Annotated in this window: 17 protein-coding genes; 7 read left to right on the plus strand and 10 right to left on the minus strand. The window is 60.9% G+C overall.

What is annotated here, in order from left to right:
* A partial coding sequence (locus K419_RS23070; RefSeq protein WP_404813196.1) for a transposase occupies positions 1 to 316 on the minus strand: 316 nt, incomplete at its 3' end.
* A 379-nt stretch (positions 317 to 695) separates the two neighbouring features.
* Between K419_RS23070 and K419_RS0107890 the strand changes: the two genes are divergently transcribed.
* Complete coding sequence (locus tag K419_RS0107890) at positions 696 to 2975, plus strand: sigma 54-interacting transcriptional regulator (protein WP_026841112.1); 2280 nt, start codon at positions 696 to 698, stop codon at positions 2973 to 2975.
* Positions 2976 to 3214: 239 nt separating this feature from the next.
* The gene (locus K419_RS0107895) at positions 3215 to 3394 is read left to right on the plus strand and encodes a hypothetical protein (RefSeq protein WP_012532229.1); all 180 of its coding nucleotides are present in this window, start codon (positions 3215 to 3217) and stop codon (positions 3392 to 3394) included.
* Between the two features lie 82 nt (positions 3395 to 3476).
* Here the strand turns inward: K419_RS0107895 and cysS are convergent, their stop codons facing one another.
* The 6 genes from cysS to K419_RS0107925 all read right to left on the minus strand — a co-directional run bounded on the left by cysS (position 3477) and on the right by K419_RS0107925 (position 10781).
* Complete coding sequence (gene cysS / locus K419_RS0107900; protein WP_026841113.1) at positions 3477 to 4919, minus strand: cysteine--tRNA ligase; 1443 nt, start codon at positions 4917 to 4919, stop codon at positions 3477 to 3479.
* 157 nt (positions 4920 to 5076) lie between these two features.
* Positions 5077 to 6774, minus strand: a complete 1698-nt coding sequence (locus K419_RS0107905) for a glutamine--tRNA ligase/YqeY domain fusion protein (RefSeq protein ID WP_026841114.1) — start codon at positions 6772 to 6774, stop codon at positions 5077 to 5079.
* 104 nt (positions 6775 to 6878) lie between these two features.
* A complete protein-coding gene (gene ispF / locus K419_RS0107910; RefSeq protein ID WP_026841115.1) occupies positions 6879 to 7358 on the minus strand; it encodes a 2-C-methyl-D-erythritol 2,4-cyclodiphosphate synthase in 480 nt (159 codons plus the stop codon).
* A 5-nt stretch (positions 7359 to 7363) separates the two neighbouring features.
* Entirely contained in the window at positions 7364 to 8059 is a 696-nt protein-coding gene (gene ispD, locus K419_RS0107915; protein WP_026841116.1) for a 2-C-methyl-D-erythritol 4-phosphate cytidylyltransferase, read from the minus strand.
* 217 nt (positions 8060 to 8276) lie between these two features.
* Positions 8277 to 9683 carry an L-seryl-tRNA(Sec) selenium transferase gene (selA, locus tag K419_RS0107920; protein WP_084154153.1) on the minus strand — a complete coding sequence of 469 codons (1407 nt, stop codon included), beginning with the start codon at positions 9681 to 9683 and terminating at the stop codon, positions 8277 to 8279.
* Between the two features lie 408 nt (positions 9684 to 10091).
* Entirely contained in the window at positions 10092 to 10781 is a 690-nt protein-coding gene (locus tag K419_RS0107925) for a GntR family transcriptional regulator (RefSeq protein WP_026841118.1), read from the minus strand.
* Positions 10782 to 10926: 145 nt separating this feature from the next.
* On the opposite strand from K419_RS0107925, the gene K419_RS0107930 reads away from it, so the two are divergent.
* Positions 10927 to 11979 (plus strand): potassium channel family protein, encoded by a 1053-nt coding sequence (locus tag K419_RS0107930; protein ID WP_026841119.1) that lies wholly within the window; start codon positions 10927 to 10929, stop codon positions 11977 to 11979.
* Complete coding sequence (locus K419_RS0107935; protein WP_026841120.1) at positions 11972 to 12742, plus strand: sugar phosphate isomerase/epimerase family protein; 771 nt, start codon at positions 11972 to 11974, stop codon at positions 12740 to 12742. Before K419_RS0107930 ends, K419_RS0107935 begins: the two co-directional genes overlap by 8 nt.
* Here the strand turns inward: K419_RS0107935 and K419_RS0107940 are convergent.
* From K419_RS0107940 to K419_RS0107950, 3 genes are all read right to left on the minus strand, one after another.
* Positions 12730 to 13197 (minus strand): DUF2127 domain-containing protein, encoded by a 468-nt coding sequence (locus K419_RS0107940; protein ID WP_026841121.1) that lies wholly within the window; start codon positions 13195 to 13197, stop codon positions 12730 to 12732. The two genes, K419_RS0107935 and K419_RS0107940, sit on opposite strands and share 13 nt — an antisense overlap.
* 23 nt (positions 13198 to 13220) lie before the next feature.
* Positions 13221 to 13526 carry a putative quinol monooxygenase gene (locus K419_RS0107945; protein ID WP_026841122.1) on the minus strand — a complete coding sequence of 102 codons (306 nt, stop codon included), beginning with the start codon at positions 13524 to 13526 and terminating at the stop codon, positions 13221 to 13223.
* A gap of 75 nt (positions 13527 to 13601) precedes the next feature.
* Positions 13602 to 13931, minus strand: coding sequence for a DMT family protein (locus tag K419_RS0107950; protein ID WP_026841123.1), 330 nt, complete (start codon positions 13929 to 13931; stop codon positions 13602 to 13604).
* A gap of 459 nt (positions 13932 to 14390) precedes the next feature.
* Here K419_RS0107950 and K419_RS0107960 point away from each other — a divergent pair, with 459 nt between their 5' ends.
* From K419_RS0107960 to K419_RS0107970, 3 genes are all read left to right on the plus strand, one after another.
* On the plus strand, positions 14391 to 15833 hold the full coding sequence (locus tag K419_RS0107960; RefSeq protein WP_026841124.1) for a glyceraldehyde-3-phosphate dehydrogenase: 1443 nt from the start codon (positions 14391 to 14393) through the stop codon (positions 15831 to 15833).
* Positions 15834 to 15990: 157 nt separating this feature from the next.
* Entirely contained in the window at positions 15991 to 19554 is a 3564-nt protein-coding gene (locus K419_RS0107965) for an AsmA family protein (RefSeq protein WP_026841125.1), read from the plus strand.
* A 44-nt stretch (positions 19555 to 19598) separates the two neighbouring features.
* A complete protein-coding gene (locus K419_RS0107970; RefSeq protein WP_026841126.1) occupies positions 19599 to 20270 on the plus strand; it encodes a DUF1318 domain-containing protein in 672 nt (223 codons plus the stop codon).
* Positions 20271 to 20414 lie beyond the last annotated feature (144 nt).

The raw sequence follows: 20414 nt of genomic DNA on the forward strand, positions 1-20414 counted from the left end.
AAGGCAATTTCGTCGAGTGAAATATAGTGCCTTCGGTTAGAGTAACCTGTTTACGGCAGATACGACATTGGAACACTTTGACTTTGCCACGCCTGTAGTTGCAATGGCATCGCCCCTTGCAGTTGGGACATACAAAACCTTCTGGCCAACGTGCAGATTCAATGGCAGCCTCACATTGATGCTCTTGGCCATACTTGGTGAGGAAAGCATTCAGACTTAAGCCCTGTTGAAACTGGAACCGGTTTTTCACGGCAGACTCCTTTAGTAAAGTTGCCGTGATTATGCCGACTGCATGTGACGGACAATGTCGCGCCACCGCACCAGCGGAAGATTGGCGCTAATCAGGTTAATTTATATCACAGCAGATGCGGGCTGTGCAACGGAGGAAACCCCTCTCGTAGCGGTGAACGCGGCGAGGCCGCCAATCCCATTAGATGTTGACGGGAAAGAACGCTCTGATTAAATATATTTAACTTGTTGCAGTAAAATTTGGCGCTGGGTATAATGTGAATAGATAACAGAGTTGCGGAGGATCATAGGATCCTCCTTCCCCTAGCCGACTTGCCCTCCTAGTCGCTAGGGTTTTTTTTGCCTGAATTTCCCCTCCATTTGTGCCAGTTGTTGCACACTTTTGCCGATTCCTATACAATCTCCGATGTACTCATTAAACAAGCTCCGCGCAAAAAAGAGGCCGAATGTATCCCATCGTCACCATCACCGACCATTGCCGCAAATGCTACTCCTGCGTCCGAAGCTGCCCGGTAAAGGCGATCAAGGTGGAGAAGAGCTACACCGAGATCATCGCCGAGCGCTGCATCGGCTGCGGCAACTGCATGAGCCACTGCCCCCAGCATGCCAAGGTGATCGCCGATAACGTTGCGGTAACCAACGCGCACCTTTCTTCGGGAGAGCCGGTTGTCGCGGTGCTGGGCTGCTCGTTCCCTTCCTTTTTCCACCACTGCTCCCCGGGCCAACTGTCGGCCGGACTCAGGCGGCTTGGATTCGTCGAGGTGCACGAGGGGGCGAGCGGTGTGGAACTCATCGCGGGCGAATACCGCGACGCCATCGACAATGCGAAGCTGCCGCTCATCTCCTCCCACTGCCCGGCCGTCGTCGACCTGGTCGAGCGGCATTACCCGCAGTTGATCGAGAACCTGGTGGGGGTGGTGACGCACATGGTGGCCATGGGGCGCTTCCTGAAACAGGTCTGGGAGGGGAAGGCCAAGGTCATCTACATCAGCTCGTGCATCGCCGGCAAGTTCGAGGTGCAGGCGGAGCAGACCAAGGGGGCAGTGGACGTCCTCCTCACCTACCGCGAGCTGGAGTCCATCTTCAAGGAGCGGGGGATCGATCTTGCCACGCTGGAGGAGGAGCCTTTAGACGGCAAGGAGCCGCACATGGGAAGGATTTTCCCCCTGTCGCAGGGTTCCTTCCAGGCCTTCGGCATAGAGGTGGACCCGCTCGACACCGAGGTGGTCACCGCCGAGGGTGAGGTCAACGTCATGGGGATCATCAAGGACCTCGCGGCGGGGAGGATCAGCCCGAAGCTCGTCGATCTCCGTTTCTGCTACGACGGTTGCATCGGAGGCCCGGGGCGGAACCAGGCGCTGACCGAATTCTCCCGGCGCAACCTGGTCATCTCCCACCACCGGAAGAGGATCCCCTATCGCACCTCGCAGGCCTATCTGGACGCAGCACCGGTGTCGCTTTCGCGCACCTTCGCCGACAAGTACGCCAAGCTCCCCACCCCCAAGGGGGGGGACGTGAAGAAGATCCTGCACGCCACCAACAAGTTCACCCAGAAGGACGAGCTGAACTGCCGCGCCTGCGGCTACCGGACCTGCCGCGAGTACGCCGTCGCGGTGTTCCAGGGGCTTGCCGACCTGGAGATGTGCCTGCCGCACAACCTGCAACAGCTGGAGGAGGAACGCGGGAGGCTGATCGAGAAGTACGAGCTGGCGAAAAGGGAGCTCGACCGCTACGGCGACGAGTTCATCGTGGGGAGCGACCGCAACACGCTGGAGGTGCTGGACCAGATCAAGCAGGTGGGACCGACGCCGACCACCGTCCTCGTTCGCGGCGAATCCGGGACCGGCAAGGAGCTTGCGGCGCGCGCCATTCACCGCTACTCCAAGAGAAATGACAAGCCGCTGGTCACGGTCAACTGCACCACCATCACCGACTCGCTCCTGGAGAGTGAACTCTTCGGCCACAAGAAGGGTTCGTTCACCGGTGCCATCATGGAAAAAAAGGGTCTCTTCGAGGCAGCGCACGGCGGCACCATCTTCCTCGACGAGATCGGGGACATCACGCCTAAGCTGCAGGCGGAGTTGTTGCGGGTGCTGGACTTGGGCGAGGTGAGGCCGGTCGGAGGGACTGCCGCGAAAAGGGTCGATGTCCGTCTTATAGCGGCAACTAATAAATCGCTGGAGGACGGGGTCCGCGAAGGTTGGTTCCGCGAGGACCTCTATTACCGTCTCAACGTCTTCTCCATCACCATGCCCCCCTTGCGGGAAAGGGTGGAGTCGATCCCGCAGCTGGCGCACTATTTCCTGGAAAAGGCGCGCAAGAAACTCAACAAGCACATCGACGGCATCGAGGAACGGGCGGTCAGTGCCATGGTGAAATACCCCTGGCCCGGCAACATCCGGGAGATGCAGAACGTGATTGAGCGCGCCGCCGTGCTCACCCACGACGAGATCATCAAGCTGGGGAACCTCCCGCTTGCCTTCGCCGAAAGCTACGCCGAGGAGGCCGAGGACGTCTTCGACCTGCGCTCCTTCAAAAAGGAGCGGGAACCCCATGTGCTGCGGGTAGAGAAGAAGCTGATCCAGCGCTATCTTGCCGATGCGGGGGGTAATGTGTCAAAAGCGGCACAACTTGCCAACATCCCGAGGCGCACTTTTTACCGCCTTTTGGCGAAACACGGGCTCAAAGGTCGCACCATAAGGGCGAGGGAGGAAGCCGAGGATTAGCTCGCTCATGTAAACATGGTCAAAATGATACAAATGAGCACATTTACCACGTTTGTGCCAAAAGTGGCGCACTTTGTATACACTGCTTTATAACCTATTTGAGGAGGGCTTTTTTCCGGTATACGTGAAAACAACCACTTATCCTCGATGGTTGATTAATTTCAAGATTGGCACGCATATAGCAATAGATAAGGCATGTGTCACCAATTTTGAACAACCATACAAAAGGAGAGCAGCAGATGGGCAGAATGAGAGAGAACCCCAGGTACAACGTAATTTCCATGAGGATCAGCGACGCAGAGCGTGAGACGCTCGAAGCAATAATGGACTCCACCAAGAAGAGCGTTTCCGACATCATGAGGGAAGCGATGGAACTCGTGAAAGCCAGGAGCACCGAACTTAGCCAGAAGGCGGCCTAAGGCCGCCTTGCAACACCAACCCAATAAAAAACGGCCGCGTTAAGCGGCCTTTTTTTATACCTGCATTCGAAAGGAAAGCCGTTTACTTCACCTTCCAGGTAGTACCCTGCGCGCTATCCAAAAGGACGATGTTCTTTTCCAGGAGCAGGTCTCTGATCTCGTCCCCCCGCTTGAAGTTCTTCGCCTTCCTCGCCTCGGCGCGCTCGGCTATCAGCGCCTCTATCTCCTCTGCCGACATCTCCATGTCGGAGGTCTTGCGATCCTTCATGCGCTGCAGGAACGCGGCGGGAACGGAGTCGCAGATCCCGAGCACGGCAGCCATCTTGGCCACCTCGGCCTTGGCCTGTTCCAGGAGCCCGGTCGATGCGGTGGGAAGCTCCCTGTTGATTACGCGCACCAGGTCGAAGAGATGCCCCAGAGCCAGCGCGGTGTTGAAGTCGTCGTCCATGGCGTCGCCGAAGCGCCCTGCAAACCCGGCGACCTTCTCGACGAACTCGGCGTTGTCCGCGTCCGCGGGGGTGTTCGCCCCGCTTGCCAGCCGCTCGTCTATGCCGGCCAGCGCCTTGTAGATCCGCTCCAGCCCGAGCTCGGCTTCTTTCAGGTTCTGGTCCGAGAAGTCGATCGGCGAGCGGTAGTGGGCCGAAAGGAGGAAGAAGCGGAGCACCTCCGCGTCGTAGCTCTCCAGGATCTCCTTGATGGTGAAGAAGTTCCCTAGGGACTTGGACATCTTCTCCGAGTTGATGTTGACGAAGCCATTGTGCAGCCAGTACTTGACGAAGGGTTTCCCGGACGCCGCCTCCGACTGCGCGATTTCGTTCTCGTGGTGCGGGAAGATCAGGTCCTTACCGCCGCCGTGGATGTCGAGGGTCTCGCCCAGGAACTTGGTGCTCATTGCGGAGCACTCGATGTGCCACCCCGGCCTTCCCTGGCCCCAGGGGGACTCCCAGTGCGGCTCGCCAGGCTTGGCCCCTTTCCAGAGGGCGAAGTCCATGGGGTGTTCCTTCCTTTCGTCCACGTCGATGCGGGCGCCCGCCTGCATGTCCTCCAGGTTCCGCTTGGAAAGCTTAAGGTATCCCTCGAAGCGGTCCACGCGGTAGAAGACGTCGGAGCCGGACTGGTAGGCGAACCCCTTGTCGATCAGTGTCTGCACCAGTGCGATGATCTCTGGGATGTGTTCCGTTGCCTTGGGCTGGAAGGTGGGGAGCTGCAGCATGAGCCGCGCCATGTCGTTGTCGAATTCCTTGATGAAGCGCTCGGAGATCTCGTTATAGGGGACGCCGTCGCGGTTGGCGCGGTTGATGATCTTGTCGTCGATGTCCGTGTAGTTCCTGACGTAGGTGACCTCCAGCCCCTTGGAGCGGAGGTGGCGGTAGATCATGTCGAACACCACGTTGGCGCGGGCGTGACCGATATGGCAGTGGTCGTAGACCGTTACGCCGCAGACGTACATGCCGACCTTGCCGGGGTTGATCGGTACGAATTCTTCCTTGCTGCCGGTAAGGGTGTTGTAGACGCGTAGGGGCATATCAGTTCCTCTTTTCCAAAGTGTTGAAGGTCTTGCGACCGATATCATCTGTTGCAGCCGAATTTTTGCCTGCTGCCTCTCCCTCACCCGGCCTGCGGCAACGCTCTCCCAGAGGTCGAGGGTAATCGAGCCTGTTCCCTGTCCATTCTCCCTCTTCTTACTTCTTCTGCTCGCTCCACGAGTCGCGCAGCGTGGCGGTGCGGTTGAAAACCATTGCGCCCGGTTTGGAGTCCTTGGAGTCGAGACAGAAGTAGCCGAGCCTCTCGAACTGGTAGCGGTTCTCCAGGGTGGCGCCGGCGAGCGAAGGCTCCAGCTTGCAGCCGGAGAGGACCTCGATCGATTTCGGGTTGATCGAGCTGCGGTAGTCCGGCTCGTTCTTCCCTCCAGGGTTCGGTGTGCTGAACAGGCGGTCGTACAGGCGTACCTCGGCGTCGACGGCGTGGTCGGCGCTCACCCAGTGGATGGTCCCCTTGATTTTCCTGCCGTCCGGGGCGCTCCCGCCGCGGGAACCGGCGTCGTAGCTGCAGCGGACCTCGACGATCTCCCCGTTTTCATCCTTAACCACCGACTCGCAGCGGATGATGTAGGCGTAGCGGAGCCGCACTTCGCGGCCGGGGGCCAGGCGGAAGAAACCCTTGGCGGGCTCCTCCTGGAAGTCGTCCCTTTCGATGTAGACGGTCTTGGAGAAGGGAACCTTGCGCGTTCCCATTTCCGGATCGTTGGGGTGGTTCGCCGCCTCGAATTCCTCGCTTTCCCCTTCCGGGTACCCCTCTATGACGAGCTTCAGCGGGCGCAGCACGGACATGGCGCGCGGGGCGCGGACGTTCAGGTCCTCGCGCACCGACTCTTCGAGGATGCTCATGTCGATGAAGCTGTCGCTCTTGCCCACGCCGATGGTCTCGCAGAAGTTGACGATGGACTGCGGAGTGAAGCCGCGTCTTCTCAGGCCGACCAGGGTCGGCATGCGCGGGTCGTCCCAGCCGTCGACCAGCTTCTCCTGCACCAACTCCAGAAGCTTTCTCTTGCTCATCACGGTGTAGCTTAGGTTCAGCCGCGCGAACTCGATCTGCTGAGGGTGGCAGGGGACCGGAAGCTGGTCCAGCACCCAGTCGTAGAGTGGGCGGTGGTCTTCGAACTCGAGGGTGCAGACGGAGTGGGTGATCCCCTCGATGGCGTCGGAGATGCAGTGCGCGTAGTCGTACATCGGGTAGATGCACCAGGCGTCGCCGGTTCGGTGGTGCTCCACCTTGCGGATGCGGTAGATGACCGGGTCGCGCAGGTTGATGTTGGGCGATGCCATGTCGATCTTCAGCCTGAGGACGTTGGACCCTTCTTCGAACTCGCCGGCGCGCATGCGGCTAAAGAGGTCGAGGTTCTCCTCAACGCTGCGGCTGCGGTACGGGCTTTCCTTGCCCGGCTCGTTCAGCGTGCCGCGCAGGGCGCGCATCTCGTCGGCTGAGAGGGAATCGACGTAGGCCAGCCCTTTCTCGATCAAGAGCACCGCATAGTTGTAGAACTGCTCGAAGTAGTTCGAGGCGTAGTACATGTGCCGGCCCCAGTCGAAGCCGAGCCACTTCACGTTCTCCTTGATGGAGTCCTCGTACTCGATGTCTTCTTTGGTGGGGTTGGTGTCGTCGAAGCGCAGGTGGCAGCGCCCGCCGAAATCCAGGGCCAGGCCGAAGTTGAGGCAGATCGACTTCGCGTGCCCTATATGCAGGTAACCGTTGGGCTCCGGCGGGAACCGGGTGACGATGCCGGTGTGCTTGCCGTTTTTGAGGTCGTCGGTGACGATGTTCCTGATGAAGTTGGCGGCCTTTTCGGGGGCCGAGGCTTCTGCTGTCTTGGTGTCGGTCATATCGGTTCCTTTGCGCCAAAATCGCGGCGCGAAGTGTATTGGTTTTTCATGATGCGCGCCCATGTCGCAGAGCGCTGCCTGGTCTCCACGCTCTCCTTCTCCCGCTACCGCTCCTTGCGCTCCAAAAGGGCCACTCCGTAGGCGGCGATCCCCTCGCCGCGGCCTGCGAAACCGAGCTCCTCGGTGGTGGTCGCCTTCACGTTGACCCGGTCGTCGTCGGTGGCAAGCGCCCGGGCGATGTTCTGCCGCATCTGTTGGATGAAAGGGGCCAGCTTCGGACGCTGGGCCACGACGGTGGCGTCGACGTTGCCGATACGGTACCCCTTGGCGTCGGCAAGCCCCATGACGTGCTGCAGGAGCTTGATGCTGTCGGCCCCCTTGTAGGCGGGATCGGTGTCCGGGAAGTGGCGGCCGATGTCCCCCTCGCCGATGGCGCCCAGGATGGCGTCAGAGATCGCGTGCAAAAGGACGTCCGCGTCGGAATGCCCGAGGAGCCCCTTGGCGTAAGGGACGTCGACCCCTCCGAGGATCAGCTTGCGCCCTTCCACCAGCCTGTGAACGTCGTAACCGTGCCCGATACGCATGTGACTCATCCCTTTCCTTTCAAAAACGCCTCGGCAAGGACCAGGTCCTCGGGCGTCGTGATCTTTATGTTGCGGTAGTCGCCTGTGACGATGCGCACCTCTCCCCCCTGATGCTCGACGAGGGACGCATCGTCGGTCCCCAGATACCCTTCCGCCTTTGCACGCGCGTGGGCATCGCGGATCAGGCCATAGCGGAAAGCCTGCGGCGTTTGCGCCAGCCAGAGCTCTTCGCGAGGCGGGGTTTCGGCGATGACGCCGCCTTTCACCACCTTTACCGTGTCCTTCACCGGGACCGCGACCACTGATGCGCCATGTGCCCTGGCGGCGTCAGCGGCGGCTTCCAGCATTTCTTGCGAAACGAAAGGGCGCACCCCGTCGTGGATCAGCACCAGGTCGTCGTCAGCAGCACCAGCCATGGCGTCCAGCCCGTTCCAGACCGAGTGCTGCCGCTCGGCCCCGCCGGGGACGATGGCGCGCACCTTGGAAAAACCGTATCGGTCGACCACCTCGCTGCGGCAAAACGGGATCTCCTGCTCCGGCGAAACGAGGTAGATCCCATCTATGAAGGGGGCCGCCTCGAAGGCTGCGACGGTGCGGGCGAGAATCGGCATGCCATCCAGCAGAAGGTACTGCTTGTTGGAGCCGGCACCCATTCTTTTGCCCATTCCGGCGGCGGGTATCAGCGCGTAAATCCTGCTCAAGAGTTACCTCGAAGGTTCGGTCGGCGGTTCCTGAAACCGCCGAATTATACAGATTGGGCACGAAAAAACCATATAAATCTGCCTGAATACGATCTTCAGCCAGGCAACCTAAGCTCCAGCTTTCCCCGGTGCGAAGCTGGAGCTTTGCGTCGCATTGGGTTCCCAAGCTGGAGCTTAGGAACCTGAAAAAACAGAAGAGTTCCTTCTAAATCAGCGTCTAGCCTGCCAGGGCGGAGATGGCCGCGGCCAGATCCGTAAGGTCGCTGTCCAAGAGGGTGCGGGGGTCGAGCAGGAAGGCGTTCTTGTTGATCCTGCCGATGACCGGGATCTCCGATTTCCTGAGGCGCGACTCGATGTCGTTGGGGGAGAGCCCCTCGACGGCGACTTCGATCAGCATGCTGGGGAGGTTCAACAGCGGCAGCGTCCCGCCTCCTGCTTGGGAAAACCCTTCGCTCAGCTTGAAGCCGATCCCCTGCGGCGTGCGGCGGCGCAAAAATGCGCTGATTTTTTTCGCCCGCGTCGTCAGGTCGGGGAGGGTGGCGGTCAGCATCCTCAGCGTCGGCACTTCCTTGAGCGCGACCATCTCGTCCCGGTACAGGGCGAGCGTCGCCTCCAGGCTCGCCAGGGTGAGCTTGTCCATCCTGAGCGCGCGCAGCAACTGGTGCTTCTTCATCGCTTCGATGAACGGTTTTTTTCCCACGATGATCCCGGCCTGCGGGCCTCCCAGGAGCTTGTCGCCGCTGAAGGTGATGACGTCGACCCCCGCGCGCACGAACTCCTGCACCGTCGGCTCCGGGACCGGCAAGCGTCCCGAGAGGTCGATCAGGTTGCCGCTTCCCATGTCTGCCAATACCGGGACCCCGGCTGCGGCCCCAAGCGCTACCAACTCCTGGGCGGTCACCTCTGCGGTGAAGCCAAGGACGGCGAAATTGCTGCAGTGCACCTTGAGAAACACGGCCGTCTGCTCGTTTACCGCGCCGCTGTAGTCCTTGGGATGTGTGCGGTTCGTGGTCCCCACCTCTCTCAGCGTCACGCCCGAAAGCCGCATCACCTCGGGAATGCGGAAAGAGCCGCCGATTTCCACCAACTCCCCGCGAGAAACCACCGCCTCGCGGCCGGCGGCCATAGAGCTCAGCGTGAGGAGCACGGCCGCGGCGTTGTTGTTGACCACGATGGCGGCCTCGGCCCCGGTCAGTTCGCAAAGGAGCGCCTCCACGTGGCTGTAGCGGCTGCCGCGCATCCCGGCTTCGAGGTCGAACTCAAGGTTCGAATAGGAGAAGGCTATGGTGTTGAGGGCGTCGCGGGCGGCTTCGGGGAGGATGGAGCGTCCCAAGTTTGTGTGTATCACGATGCCGGAGCCGTTGATCACCCTCTGGAGGCTCGGCTTGGAGAGCTGGGCTAGTTCGCGGGCCACTGCGGCGCAGACTGCGGGTTCCAGGAAAGCCGAATCGTCGAGACCGCCGGCACGGGCTCCGCTGCGCAGCCTCTCCAGCACGCTGCGGACGGCTCGCAGCACCAACTCCCTTGGGTAGGTGGCGACAAGCTTGCGCACCGCCTCCCACTCGAGGACCCGGTCAACCTTCGGGATCATTTTAAGCTGCTGCACGGGCACCCCCTCCTGCATCGAATGGCAAAGAGCTAATTTAGCTTAAAGTTGCGCCGGAGGCAAAGGAAAACAGGCAGAGGCGAATTGACAATTGACAATTGATAATTGACGATTGTCAACGAAAGGCAGAAGTAAGACACGGCGAGGGAAAATTGACCATTGATAATTGACAATGGACACTTGACAACGAAAAGCGGCGCGGTGGCAAATTGATACTAAAGATAAGCAATGGGAGATATAGACGCAGCGACAGGCAGAGACGTGACCGCGAGCTGTAGAGCAGGGGAGCAGCAGACAGTGAACAGGGGGACAGGCAATGACAGATGGAAGGGGAGCTATATACAGCGGGTGATGGGGTGATAGCCAAGGAGGAGGGAAAACAACGGGACAATTGTCAATTGTCAATTGTCAATTGTCCATTGGTGTTTAAAGGTCCAGCCCCTTGCTGTTCCAGAGCTCGGTGGCGCTTTCCTCTTCGATCAGGACCTTGCCGCCGTACTCGGCGTTCTTTTGGACCAGCATCTCGGCCAGGACCGCGTCCCTGTTACGGAAAGCCTCGATGATCTTTTCGTGTTCCTCTACGGAGAGCTGCATCCTGCCCGGCTTGCTGAGCGACGCCATGCGCAGGCGCTGGAACTTCTTGAGGAGCTGGGCGATCATGTCGTGCAGTTTTTCGTTGCCGGCTCCCCTGATGAAAAGATCATGAAAGCTGTTGTGCACTTTGAAGAAGTGGCGCACGTCCCCTTCCTCGGCGATTTCCCTGAGCTTTTCGTTGATCGCTTCCAGCTTGTTGATTTCGCGGGTGCTGAGCATGGCGCACGCCTTGCGGGCGGCATACCCTTCGAGGATGCTCTTGATGGCGTAGAACTCCTCGACGTCTTTCGGGGAGAAGCAGGCGACGAGCGCCCCCTTGCGCGGTACTACCGAGAGATACCCTTCCGATTCCAGCTGCCGGAACGCTTCGCGTATTGGGGTGCGGCTGATGCCGAAGCGGGAGGCGAGTTCCGGCTCTGCTACCTTCTCTCCGGGCTTAAGCGCACCCGACATGATCGCGTCCCGGATAGTCTCAAGTATCCGTTCCCTAAGGGTAAGGTGCTTCTCCACGCTCTTCTTCATACAGTCCCCCTCAATGATCGGCCGTATTGTATACAGTATCCAAAGATTGTCAAGAACTTCCCTTTAGATTTATAGGCTTTAAGGTGAAAATCCTTGAAATATGGAGACGGCATCTGTATCTTGCGACCCTGAGGGAGTATCAAGTATGGATCCGGTCCGGCACCTGAAAATCTCGATTGGAGTGTTGTTGCTCCTGCTGTCGTTCGGCACCTTCGGCTACATCGCCATCGAGGGGTGGGACACTCTCGACGCCTTGTACATGACGGTGATCACCCTGGGGACAGTGGGCTTCAGAGAGGTGCACAACCTCAGTTCGGCCGGCAAGATCTTCACCATGCTGCTGATATTTTTCGGTGTCGGCGTCATTGGTTACATCGTGGGCAGCCTGGCCCAGATCATGTTCGAGGGGCAGTTTCAGCGGATCATGGGGAGGAAGAAGGTGGAAAAGGCGATTGCTGCGCTGGAAGGGCACTACATCATCTGCGGGTTCGGGCGGATAGGGTCGTTGATCTGCAAGGAGTTCTCGGCCAAGCCGCTCCCCTTCGTGGTGGTGGAAAAGGACCCGGCCATGGTGGACATCATGGAGCAGGACGGACCGGGCTACCTGGTGTTACGCGGCGACGCGACCATAGACGACGTGCTCCTGAAGGCGGGGATCAAGAAAGCGCGGGGGCTCATTTCGGTGGTCACCTCGGACACCGAGAACGTCTACATAACCCTCACCGCCCGCGGGCTCAACCCGGACCTCTTCATCCTGGCGCGGGCCGGCGAGGAGGGGTCGGAAATAAAGCTGAAGCGGGCCGGCGCCAACAAGGTCGTCTCTCCCTATCTCATCGGCGGCTCCCGCATGGCCCAGGCGATACTGCGCCCGACGGTGGTCGACTTCATCGAGATCGCCACCGGCCACGAGCACATGGAACTGCAGATGGAGGAAATCCTGATTCCCCCCGGTTGCGGCTTCATCGGTGAGACGCTGGCCAGTTCCGGGTTCAGGAAGGAGACCGGGGTCATCATCGTCGGCGTCAAGAAGCAAAACGGCAAGATGGTGTTCAATCCGGAGTCCCACACGAAGCTGGAGGCGCACGACACGCTGATCGTTTTGGGGGAACCCGCTGCGATTCAGAAACTGGAGCAGTTGGTCGGCTGCGATACCTGCGCCGAGGAACTGATCAAAAAGCACAGGAAAAAAGATGACTAAACGCGTTTTCGTCCACGTCCCCTACCTGCAGATCGAGCAGCATCTCCCCTTCATACTGGAGCGCCGGCTCAACCCGGAGATCTTCTTTTCCGCCGACGCCTTGGACGCTTTGGCGCCGTCGCAACTTGCGGCCACGGCGGATGCTTTGCGCGGCGCGGGGCTCAGTTGCACCATCCACGCGCCGTTCATGGATCTGAACCCCGGTTCCTTCGAGAAGATGTTGAGGGCCGCCACGGTCAGCCGCTTCCAGCAGGTGCTCGACGCGGCGCAGACCCTGCGTCCCGAGGTGATGGTGTTCCATCCGGGATTCGACCGCTGGCGTTACGGCGAGGCGGCCGCGCAGTGGCTGGAGCTGAGCGTCGCGGTCTGGCGGGAGGTGCTGCTGCGGGCGGAGGCGATCGGCACTGTCATCGCGGTGGAGAACATCTTCGAGGAGGAGCCTTCAACCCTGAAGGCGCTGTTCGAAGCGGTGGAGCACCCGCGCTTCGGGCACTGCTTCGACGTCGGGCACTGGAACCTGTTCAAAAAGGTAGGGATGGCCGAGTGGTTCGAGGCGCTGGGGGGAAGGATTGCCGAGGTGCATATCCACGACAACGGCGGCACCCGCGACGATCATGCCCCGCCGGGCGAAGGCGGGATCGACTTCAAGCAGTTTTTCGACCTGATGGAGCGCTACGCCTCCGACGCGGCCTACACCATAGAGGCGCACAGCATGAAGGATTTGGAGAGGTCGCTGGAGGCGCTCAAGCCTTACCTGGGGTAGGGGCGTCCCTTGCGGCGCTTGAGCATCACGGCGAGGTAGCCTACGACGGCGATGTTGACGATGAAGACAGCTATGCGGGGCCAGACGGGCTTGCGCCAGATTTCGACGACCTCGACGGGAAGGTAGATACCCCCCGACAAAAAGCCCAGCCATTCCGCCCAGGGGCGCTCTTTCCACAGCCCGTAAGCCTCTGCCAGGCGTACCGCCGAGTAGGCAAGCGCCGACAGGGCGAGGAGCCAAAGTTGCGGTTCGGTGATGCGGTTCGCAGTGTCGATGAAGATGGAGGGGTAGTGCCTTGCCGGGTTCAGGTGCAGGACCTCGACCAGTTGCACGGCCATCTCGTGCAGGTCTTTGTGGATCAGCGTGAGCACGCCGCATCCAGCCGCCAGCACGGTGATCCCCTTCATCCCCTCCATGATGGAGACCAACCGCAGCCCTTTGTAGCTTGTCGTCATCGCGCCTCTCCGCCTGGTTGCCGTCAGACCTGCCGCAGCACCTTGAGTGACACTCCCTCCACCAGATCCTTCACCCTTTCCCGATACTCCAGCATGTGCGCCGACTCCAGATGCCGGTGCAGCGCCTCCATGTTTTGCCATTTTTCCATCACCGTCACGACCTGAGGGTCGAGCGCTTGCACCCCGATTCCGGAGTCGGCGTCGATGGCGGGAAAATATTCGACGCACCCTTCCTCGTTGCTGACCTTGGGGACGTTCCCGTGGAAGATCTCCAGGAACTCTTCACGCTTACCCTCTTTCACCGTTATCGAAGCTACTACGCTGATCATATCCAATCCTCCTGATTTTGATGGACTATCTGATACGCCACGACCGGCTCTGGGCGCTATCTTTCGCCCTCCCTGTCAGCCCCGGAATATGAAGAAGACTGCGCCCGCCATGCAGCAACCCGCCCAGAGGTAGTCGAGCTTGAGCGGTTGCCCCATGTAGAAGACGGCAAAGGGGGCGAAGACCGAAAGGGTGATAATTTCCTGCATTATTTTTAATTGCCCCAGGCTAAAGGTGCCGTATCCGGCGCGGTTCGCCGGGACCTGCAGCATGTACTCGAAAAGGGCAATGCCCCAACTGGCGAGGATCGCCACGTAGACCGGCGCGCTGCGCAGGTCCTTCAGGTGGGCGTACCAGGCGAAGGTCATGAACACGTTAGATAAGACAAGCAGGACAATGGTTCTCATGGCGGCCCTTCTTCGCAGCGGTTTCATCCTGAAGCAGAACCTGGGAACCAGGTGGGCTGCCGGGGATTATTCCGTGCTGTAAATACCCTGTTCGGGTTCCGGCGAGCCGGCAGCTGCGAAGCATAGCACGACAGCGGGCGCCGGTGCAAAACTTTGACGTTGGGGCCTGCCGGATCCACTTCGGAAGACGGTCATTTTATTTGTTCTGAATAATTAACAAAAACACTATTTAACTTCTGCCTAGAAGTAATAATTGTTTACAGCACGCAAATGCAGTAGGATGCTGGGGTTTACGCCGGATTAACTGCAATTTTTTTCTGTTGTTGAATAAAATTTGCCGAGGCTACACAAGCTCACTGGGAAACCTAGATACTGCCTCCATTTTCCTGAGACACAAAAAGTTTGCGCTGCACTTTAACTCAAAGAACAGGCGTTATTTTCTGAGAAGGGAACGAATCTATGATCATGAAGAAACAGGAAGCGTATTTGAAGGAGTGGCAGGGGCACGAGGAGCTCGCGGAACAGATGCTCCCCATCATCGGTCGCCTGTACCGTGACCACAACATCGTGACCACCGTGTACGGCAAGTCGCTGGTCAACATCCCGACCATCGACATCCTCAAGGCGCACCGGTTCGCCCGCCTGATCCTCGACGGCGAGCTGACCGTGCAGGAGACATTTCCCATTCTGGAAGCCATCGGCAAGATGGACCTCGCTCCGGCCCGCATCGACCTGGGCAGGCTGGCGGTCCGCTACCAGTCGCAGCAGGGGGGCTCGGTCACCGACTTCCTGAGCCGCGAACTTGCCTCCGTCAATACCGGCCGCACACCGCTTTTGGACGAGCCGCAGGACATCGTGCTGTACGGCTTCGGCCGCATCGGTCGCCTTGTGGCCCGCATCCTGGTCGAGAAGTCCGGCTCCGGCGAGAAGCTCAGGCTGCGCGCGGCCGTGGTCCGCAAGGGCGGCCCGGACGACCTGGTGAAAAGGGCAAGCCTTCTGCGCCGCGACTCGGTGCACGGACCCTTCAACGGGATCATCACCATCGACGAGGAAGAAAACGCGATCATCGCCAACGGCAACATGATCCGCATCATCTACGCCGACGCGCCGGAGAACGTAGACTACGCACAGTACGGCATTCATAATGCGATCGTGATCGACAACACCGGCAAGTGGCGCGACCGCGAAGGGCTGGGGCGTCATCTGAAGGCGTCGGGCGTCTCCCAGGTCGTGCTCACCGCACCGGGCAAAGGTGACATCCCCAACGTCGTCTTCGGCGTCAACAACGAACTGATCACCTCCACCGAGAGCATCTTCTCAGCGGCGAGCTGCACCACCAACGCCATCGTGCCGGTTCTCAAGGCAGTGAGCGACAACTTCGGGATCGTGAGTGGCCACGTGGAAACCTGCCACTCCTACACCAACGACCAAAACCTGATCGACAACTACCACAAGGCGGACCGCCGCGGGCGGAGCGCCCCCTTGAACATGGTCATCACCGAGACCGGCGCCGCCAAGGCCGTCGCCAAGGTGCTTCCGGAGCTGACCGGGAAGCTGACCGGCAACGCCATCCGCGTGCCGACCCCGAACGTCTCGCTGGCGATCCTGAACCTGCAGCTCAAGTCGGAAACCGACGTCGCGACGTTGAACGGCTACCTGCGCGCCATGTCGCTCGACTCGCCGCTGCAGAACCAGATCGACTACACCAATTCCCCGGACGTCGTTTCCAGCGACATGGTCGGTTCGCGCCACGCCGGCGTGGTCGACTCTCTGGCCACCATCGTCCAGGGCAACCGCTGCGTCCTCTACGTCTGGTACGACAACGAGTTCGGCTACAGCTGCCAGGTCGTGCGCATGGTGCAGAAGATGGCAGGCCTGGAACTTCCGGTGCTGCCGGCATAAGCAGGAACCTTTGAATAGCAAAAAACGAGGGGGCATCCGGGAGATCGGGTGCCTTCTTTTTTTACTCCCCCTTGACCCCCTCCCTTTTTGCCACTCCCGTTTTCCCTTGTAATAACGGCCATTCAGGGTACAGTTCTCGCTGCAAAGGAACCGAACCATGAGCGAACCCGAGAAGAAAGAGAAGGACCTCAAAAAAAACGCCACCATCGCCTCTCTCGTTGCTGCATCGGCATTGGGCCTCGTGCTGCTTTGCCTCGTCGCCTTCCGGATTTACCTCGCCACTTCGTACCCCGCTTCCCAGCTCTCCCGCCTGGTTACCGACCGGCTGCAGCAGGAATTCACCGTCAAGGAGATCGGCCTTTCCGGCAGGACACTCATCCTGAAGGGGGTGCGCCTGAAGAACCCAGCGGGGTTTGCTTCCGGTGAACTCTTCTCGGCGGACCGGGTGGTCATTGCCCCGCGGTGGATCCAGCTCTTGCGGGGGCGGCAGCGCTTCGAGCTGATCGACATCGAGGGGGGGAAGCTCGCACTGGAAAAAGGTGCCCGCGGCACCTGGAACTTCACCGGGATCCGGCGCCGGCTAGCGGCCCGGAGGCCCGCGGGGAAAGCCGCCCCGGAAACGGTGATCGGGAAGCTCTTGGTGAAAAACAGCAGCATCACCATCCAGGGGGAGGGGGTGCATGGAATCAACCTGCAGGTCTTCAACCTGGCTAGCGGCGGATCGCGCAGCGCACAAGTGGAACTCGCCTTCGAGGACGGCGCCCGTAACCGCTATCTGCTTACGGGGACGGCCCGCCCGGGTGCGGACGCCGCTGTCGACCTCTCCCTGAAGGCGCCCTCCATCTCCCTAAAAAACCTGGCGTCCCTCTTCAAACTCAAGGATCCCGAGCCTTTCCAGGATGCCCAAGGGGCGCTGCAGGCGAGTGCGGTCCTGGCGAAGGGCGAGCTGAAAAGCACCGGGAGCTTCTCCTTCCGCAAGGTCTTGATCCCCGCCGCCCGGGGCGACTATCCCATCGCCGGTCTGTTGCAGTTCAACGGCGTCTACAACCTCTCCGAGGACACCGCCCATCTGGACGAAGCGACGCTCACCATAGACAAGATGGCGCGGCTGCAGGCAGGGGGAACCGTCACCGGCGTGAAGAAGGAACGGGTGTTCGACCTCCTTGTTTCCATGGACGCCGTGGACCTCGCGCTGATAAACGTGCTGCTGCCGGAGGAATCGCGCCATGACCTCAACTTCGGCGGCAGGCTCCGCTGCGAGTCGTTGCGCCTGGAAGGAAACGGCAGGGCGGGTATCGAGAGCGTGGTGGGGAACCTGCAACTGCGGGACGGCTTGCTGGCTCGAGAAAACGACCTGATCGCGGCGGGGGTGGCCGGAGACCTCGCCCTCTCCCGACGCGGTGCGACCGTGTCCGCGCGCGGCAAATTCTCCCTCCCTCGTCCTGAGCCGAAGGCGCTGGTCCAGGCGCTGGAGCTCCCGGTGGAGCTCACCCTCTCCGCTGGGCTGAAGCCTCTTCGCGCCAGGAGCGAGGCGCTATCTGCGCGGGTCATGGGGGTAGCCGTGTCGGGGAGCGCTGCTTACGACGTGGGGAGCTCCGAGCCGCTACGGGCCGACCTCGCCTTTACGACCAGGGAGCCGGAGCGGCTCAACCCGTGGCTCTCCCGCTACGGCATGGAGGCCTTCTCCGGAACCGGCACCGGCAGCGTCCGGTTAGCTGCTAAGGGGGCGCAGGAGCTCAACGCCTCGGCCCGGGTCACAGTCGCCAACCTTAAGGGGAAGCAGGGGAAGGACAGCATCGGCGTGAAGGCTGGGACGGCGACGGCCACGGTGAAAAAGCGTGGAGAGAAACTGCAGGTCCACGGGGACGCCCGTCTCGCCGCATTCTCCTTCCAGGGGAAGAGCGGCGACGCGCTTTTCGCCTACCATGTGGCGGACCGCTACCTCTACTTGAACGGGCTACAGGCCTCCTGGGGGGAAACCCGCTTCTCCGCCACGAGCCTGAGCGGAGAACTCCCGGCCGCGGCAGTGACCGGGCAGCTTACCCGCCGTCCGCTGCGCCTCGACCTGGAAGGGGGGGCGCTTGGACAAGGCAACTTCCAGCTCTCCGGCATCGCAGGGAGGGTAAGGGGGAGCCTCGTCGGCGAAGGGAAGGAAAAATGGCTGGAAGGAAGCGCCGATCTTGCCTCCCGCGCACTCTCCTGGCGCAACGCGGCGATGGCCGCCCCCGTCCTGCATGCCACTTTTGCGAGACAGGGTGGAAGGGCCGAACTGCACGGGCAACTGCTGGGGGGGAAGGTGGCTGGAAAGGCGGCCTTTCGCCCCTTTGCACCGGGAGCGCCATCCAGCTTCAACGTCAGCATAACCGGCGCCGCCGCGAAGGAGATTTCGCGCCTTGCCGCCGGCGAAGCCGGCACCCGCCCCAGCGCCGGTAGCGTGGAGTTGAAACTGGAAGGGACCAATGCCTGGAAAAGCGGTCTCTCCTGTCGCTTCGACGCCAGGGGGCGGGACATCGCCCTCGTCAACGCCACGGGCAAGACCCTCGTGTCGGGTGCAGCCGCCTCGGTCAAGGGGCGCCTCTCCGGAGGAACCCTGACCATCGACGAGGGCACCGTCATGCCGGGTCGGGGCGTTACCCTCACCGCGCGGGGGGAGATAGCGGACGCGCTGTCGGACAAGCGGCGCGGGACCTTGCTGCTCGCCCTGCCGGAGACCTCGTTGAACGACCTGGTGGAATCGCTCATCAACCTCGCCCCCCCGCTGATCCAGGAAGCTACGGTGAAGGGGAGTGTGGCGGCGGAGGGGAGGATAGAGCTGCGTGAAGGACGCAAGGTTCTCAACTGCGGCGTGACGGTGAGAGGCGGAAGGGTGGAGGCGCCAGCCCAGAAATTCCTGGTGGCGGACCTGAACGGAAGGGTTCCACTATCTCTGGACTTCGGGGGGAAGGGGAGTGCCGCGCCGCGTGCCGCCGGAGAGTTCAGCCGGGAGAACTATCCCCGCGTCCTGGCGCAACTGCGCGCAACCCCGCCGGGGGGAGACCTGGTCACCGTGGAGAAGATCGGCTTCGGCTCCGTCCAGACCGGGAAGCTGAGCGCGCAGCTTCGTGCGCAAAACGGGCTCACGGAGATCACCTCCCTGCGTACTACCCTTTACGACGGGACTGTGTTGGGGAGAGGCCATCTTCTATTTGCCGGCGAGGCAACCTACCGCGGCGACCTCCTGGTCAACGGTCTCAGCATGAAGGCCCTGTGCAGGAGCCTCCCCAACCTGGAAGGGTACATCTCCGGACGCGTGGACGGCGTTATCAGCATGCACGGCATCGGGGGAGACCAAAAGCGCCTGACTGGTTTCGTCGACCTCTGGGCCCGCGAAGGGGGGGGCGAAAAGATGCTGGTGAGCAAGCAGTTTCTGCAGCGCCTGGCCAAGCAGAAGCTCTCAGGCTTCTTCCTGAGCAGCGACCGCGCCTACGACAAGGCGGAGATCAAGGCGACGCTGGAGCGGGGGGAGCTTACCTTCAACGCGCTGCAGATCCTGAACACCAACGCCCTCGGGATCAAGGACCTGAACGTCAACATCGCCCCGACGCAGAACCGGATCGCCCTGGACCACCTGCTGGAGTCGATAAAGGAGGCGGCGGTGCGCGGCGTGCCGGCCACCGGCGGAGAGGCCCCGGCGAAGAAGCCGCAGCAGGAACCGGCGCCCGAGTTCAAGTGGGAGGAGTGAGTAGTGAACGTAACCGGAAGTAAATAAAAAAACGGAGGTATCTCATGAAAGGCAGACTGCTTACATCGCTTTTGGCCCTGGCCTGTTTCCTTTTCAGCGCCTGCGCCGTGATCACCGTCAACGTCTATTTCCCAGAGAAGGCGGCCAAGGAGGCGTACAAGTCGCTGGACGACATGCTGTTGAAACCAGGCGAGAAACCGGCAGGAGAGAGCGCTCCGCCAACACCTGTGCCGCTGGAACAGCAAAAGCCTCAGAGCCGGCTCTTCGACCGGGTGCCATCCCTGTCGCTGGTAGCGCAGGCGTGGGCGGCCGATACGGATGCCGATGCCGATGCCCTTGCCGTGGAGCTCTCCAGCATGCCGGAAGTGTTGAAGGCCTATGACGAGATGAGCAGCAGGCTCCCCAGGCTTACCGCGCTTTTCAACAGTGGCGCCATAGGGATCTCGAAGCAGGGGCTGGTGGTCGCGCCGCCGTCGGCAAAGGCGAAGCTGGCGCCGCAGGACGAGAGCCTCCTGGCTGCGGAGAACCAGAGCCGGAAGACTGTGGTGATGAGCATGGCCAAGGCGATATTGAAGCTGCAAAAACAAAAGGAGACGAAGGAAGCGCTGAACCAGGTGCTGGGACGTGCCGCGGCCACCTTCGCCGAGACCAAGAGGGAGGCCGCCCACCCCGGGTGGTGGGTGCAGCTGCCGAACGACCGCTGGGTGCAGAAGTAGCTGTGCAAAATTTGAACTGCGTGTTGAATGGTTGAAACTGCCTGTTTCAACGCGACTTTTTCAGGGAATCTGCCCGGGTTTGTTAGCCAGCTGTTCATTCAAGGGTTTTGCTCGGCGTCGGGGAGTCAGGAAGGAGCTGCAGCT

The organism is Citrifermentans bremense R1, from assembly GCF_000426865.1.
GTDB classification, from domain to species: domain Bacteria; phylum Desulfobacterota; class Desulfuromonadia; order Geobacterales; family Geobacteraceae; genus Geomonas; species Geomonas bremensis.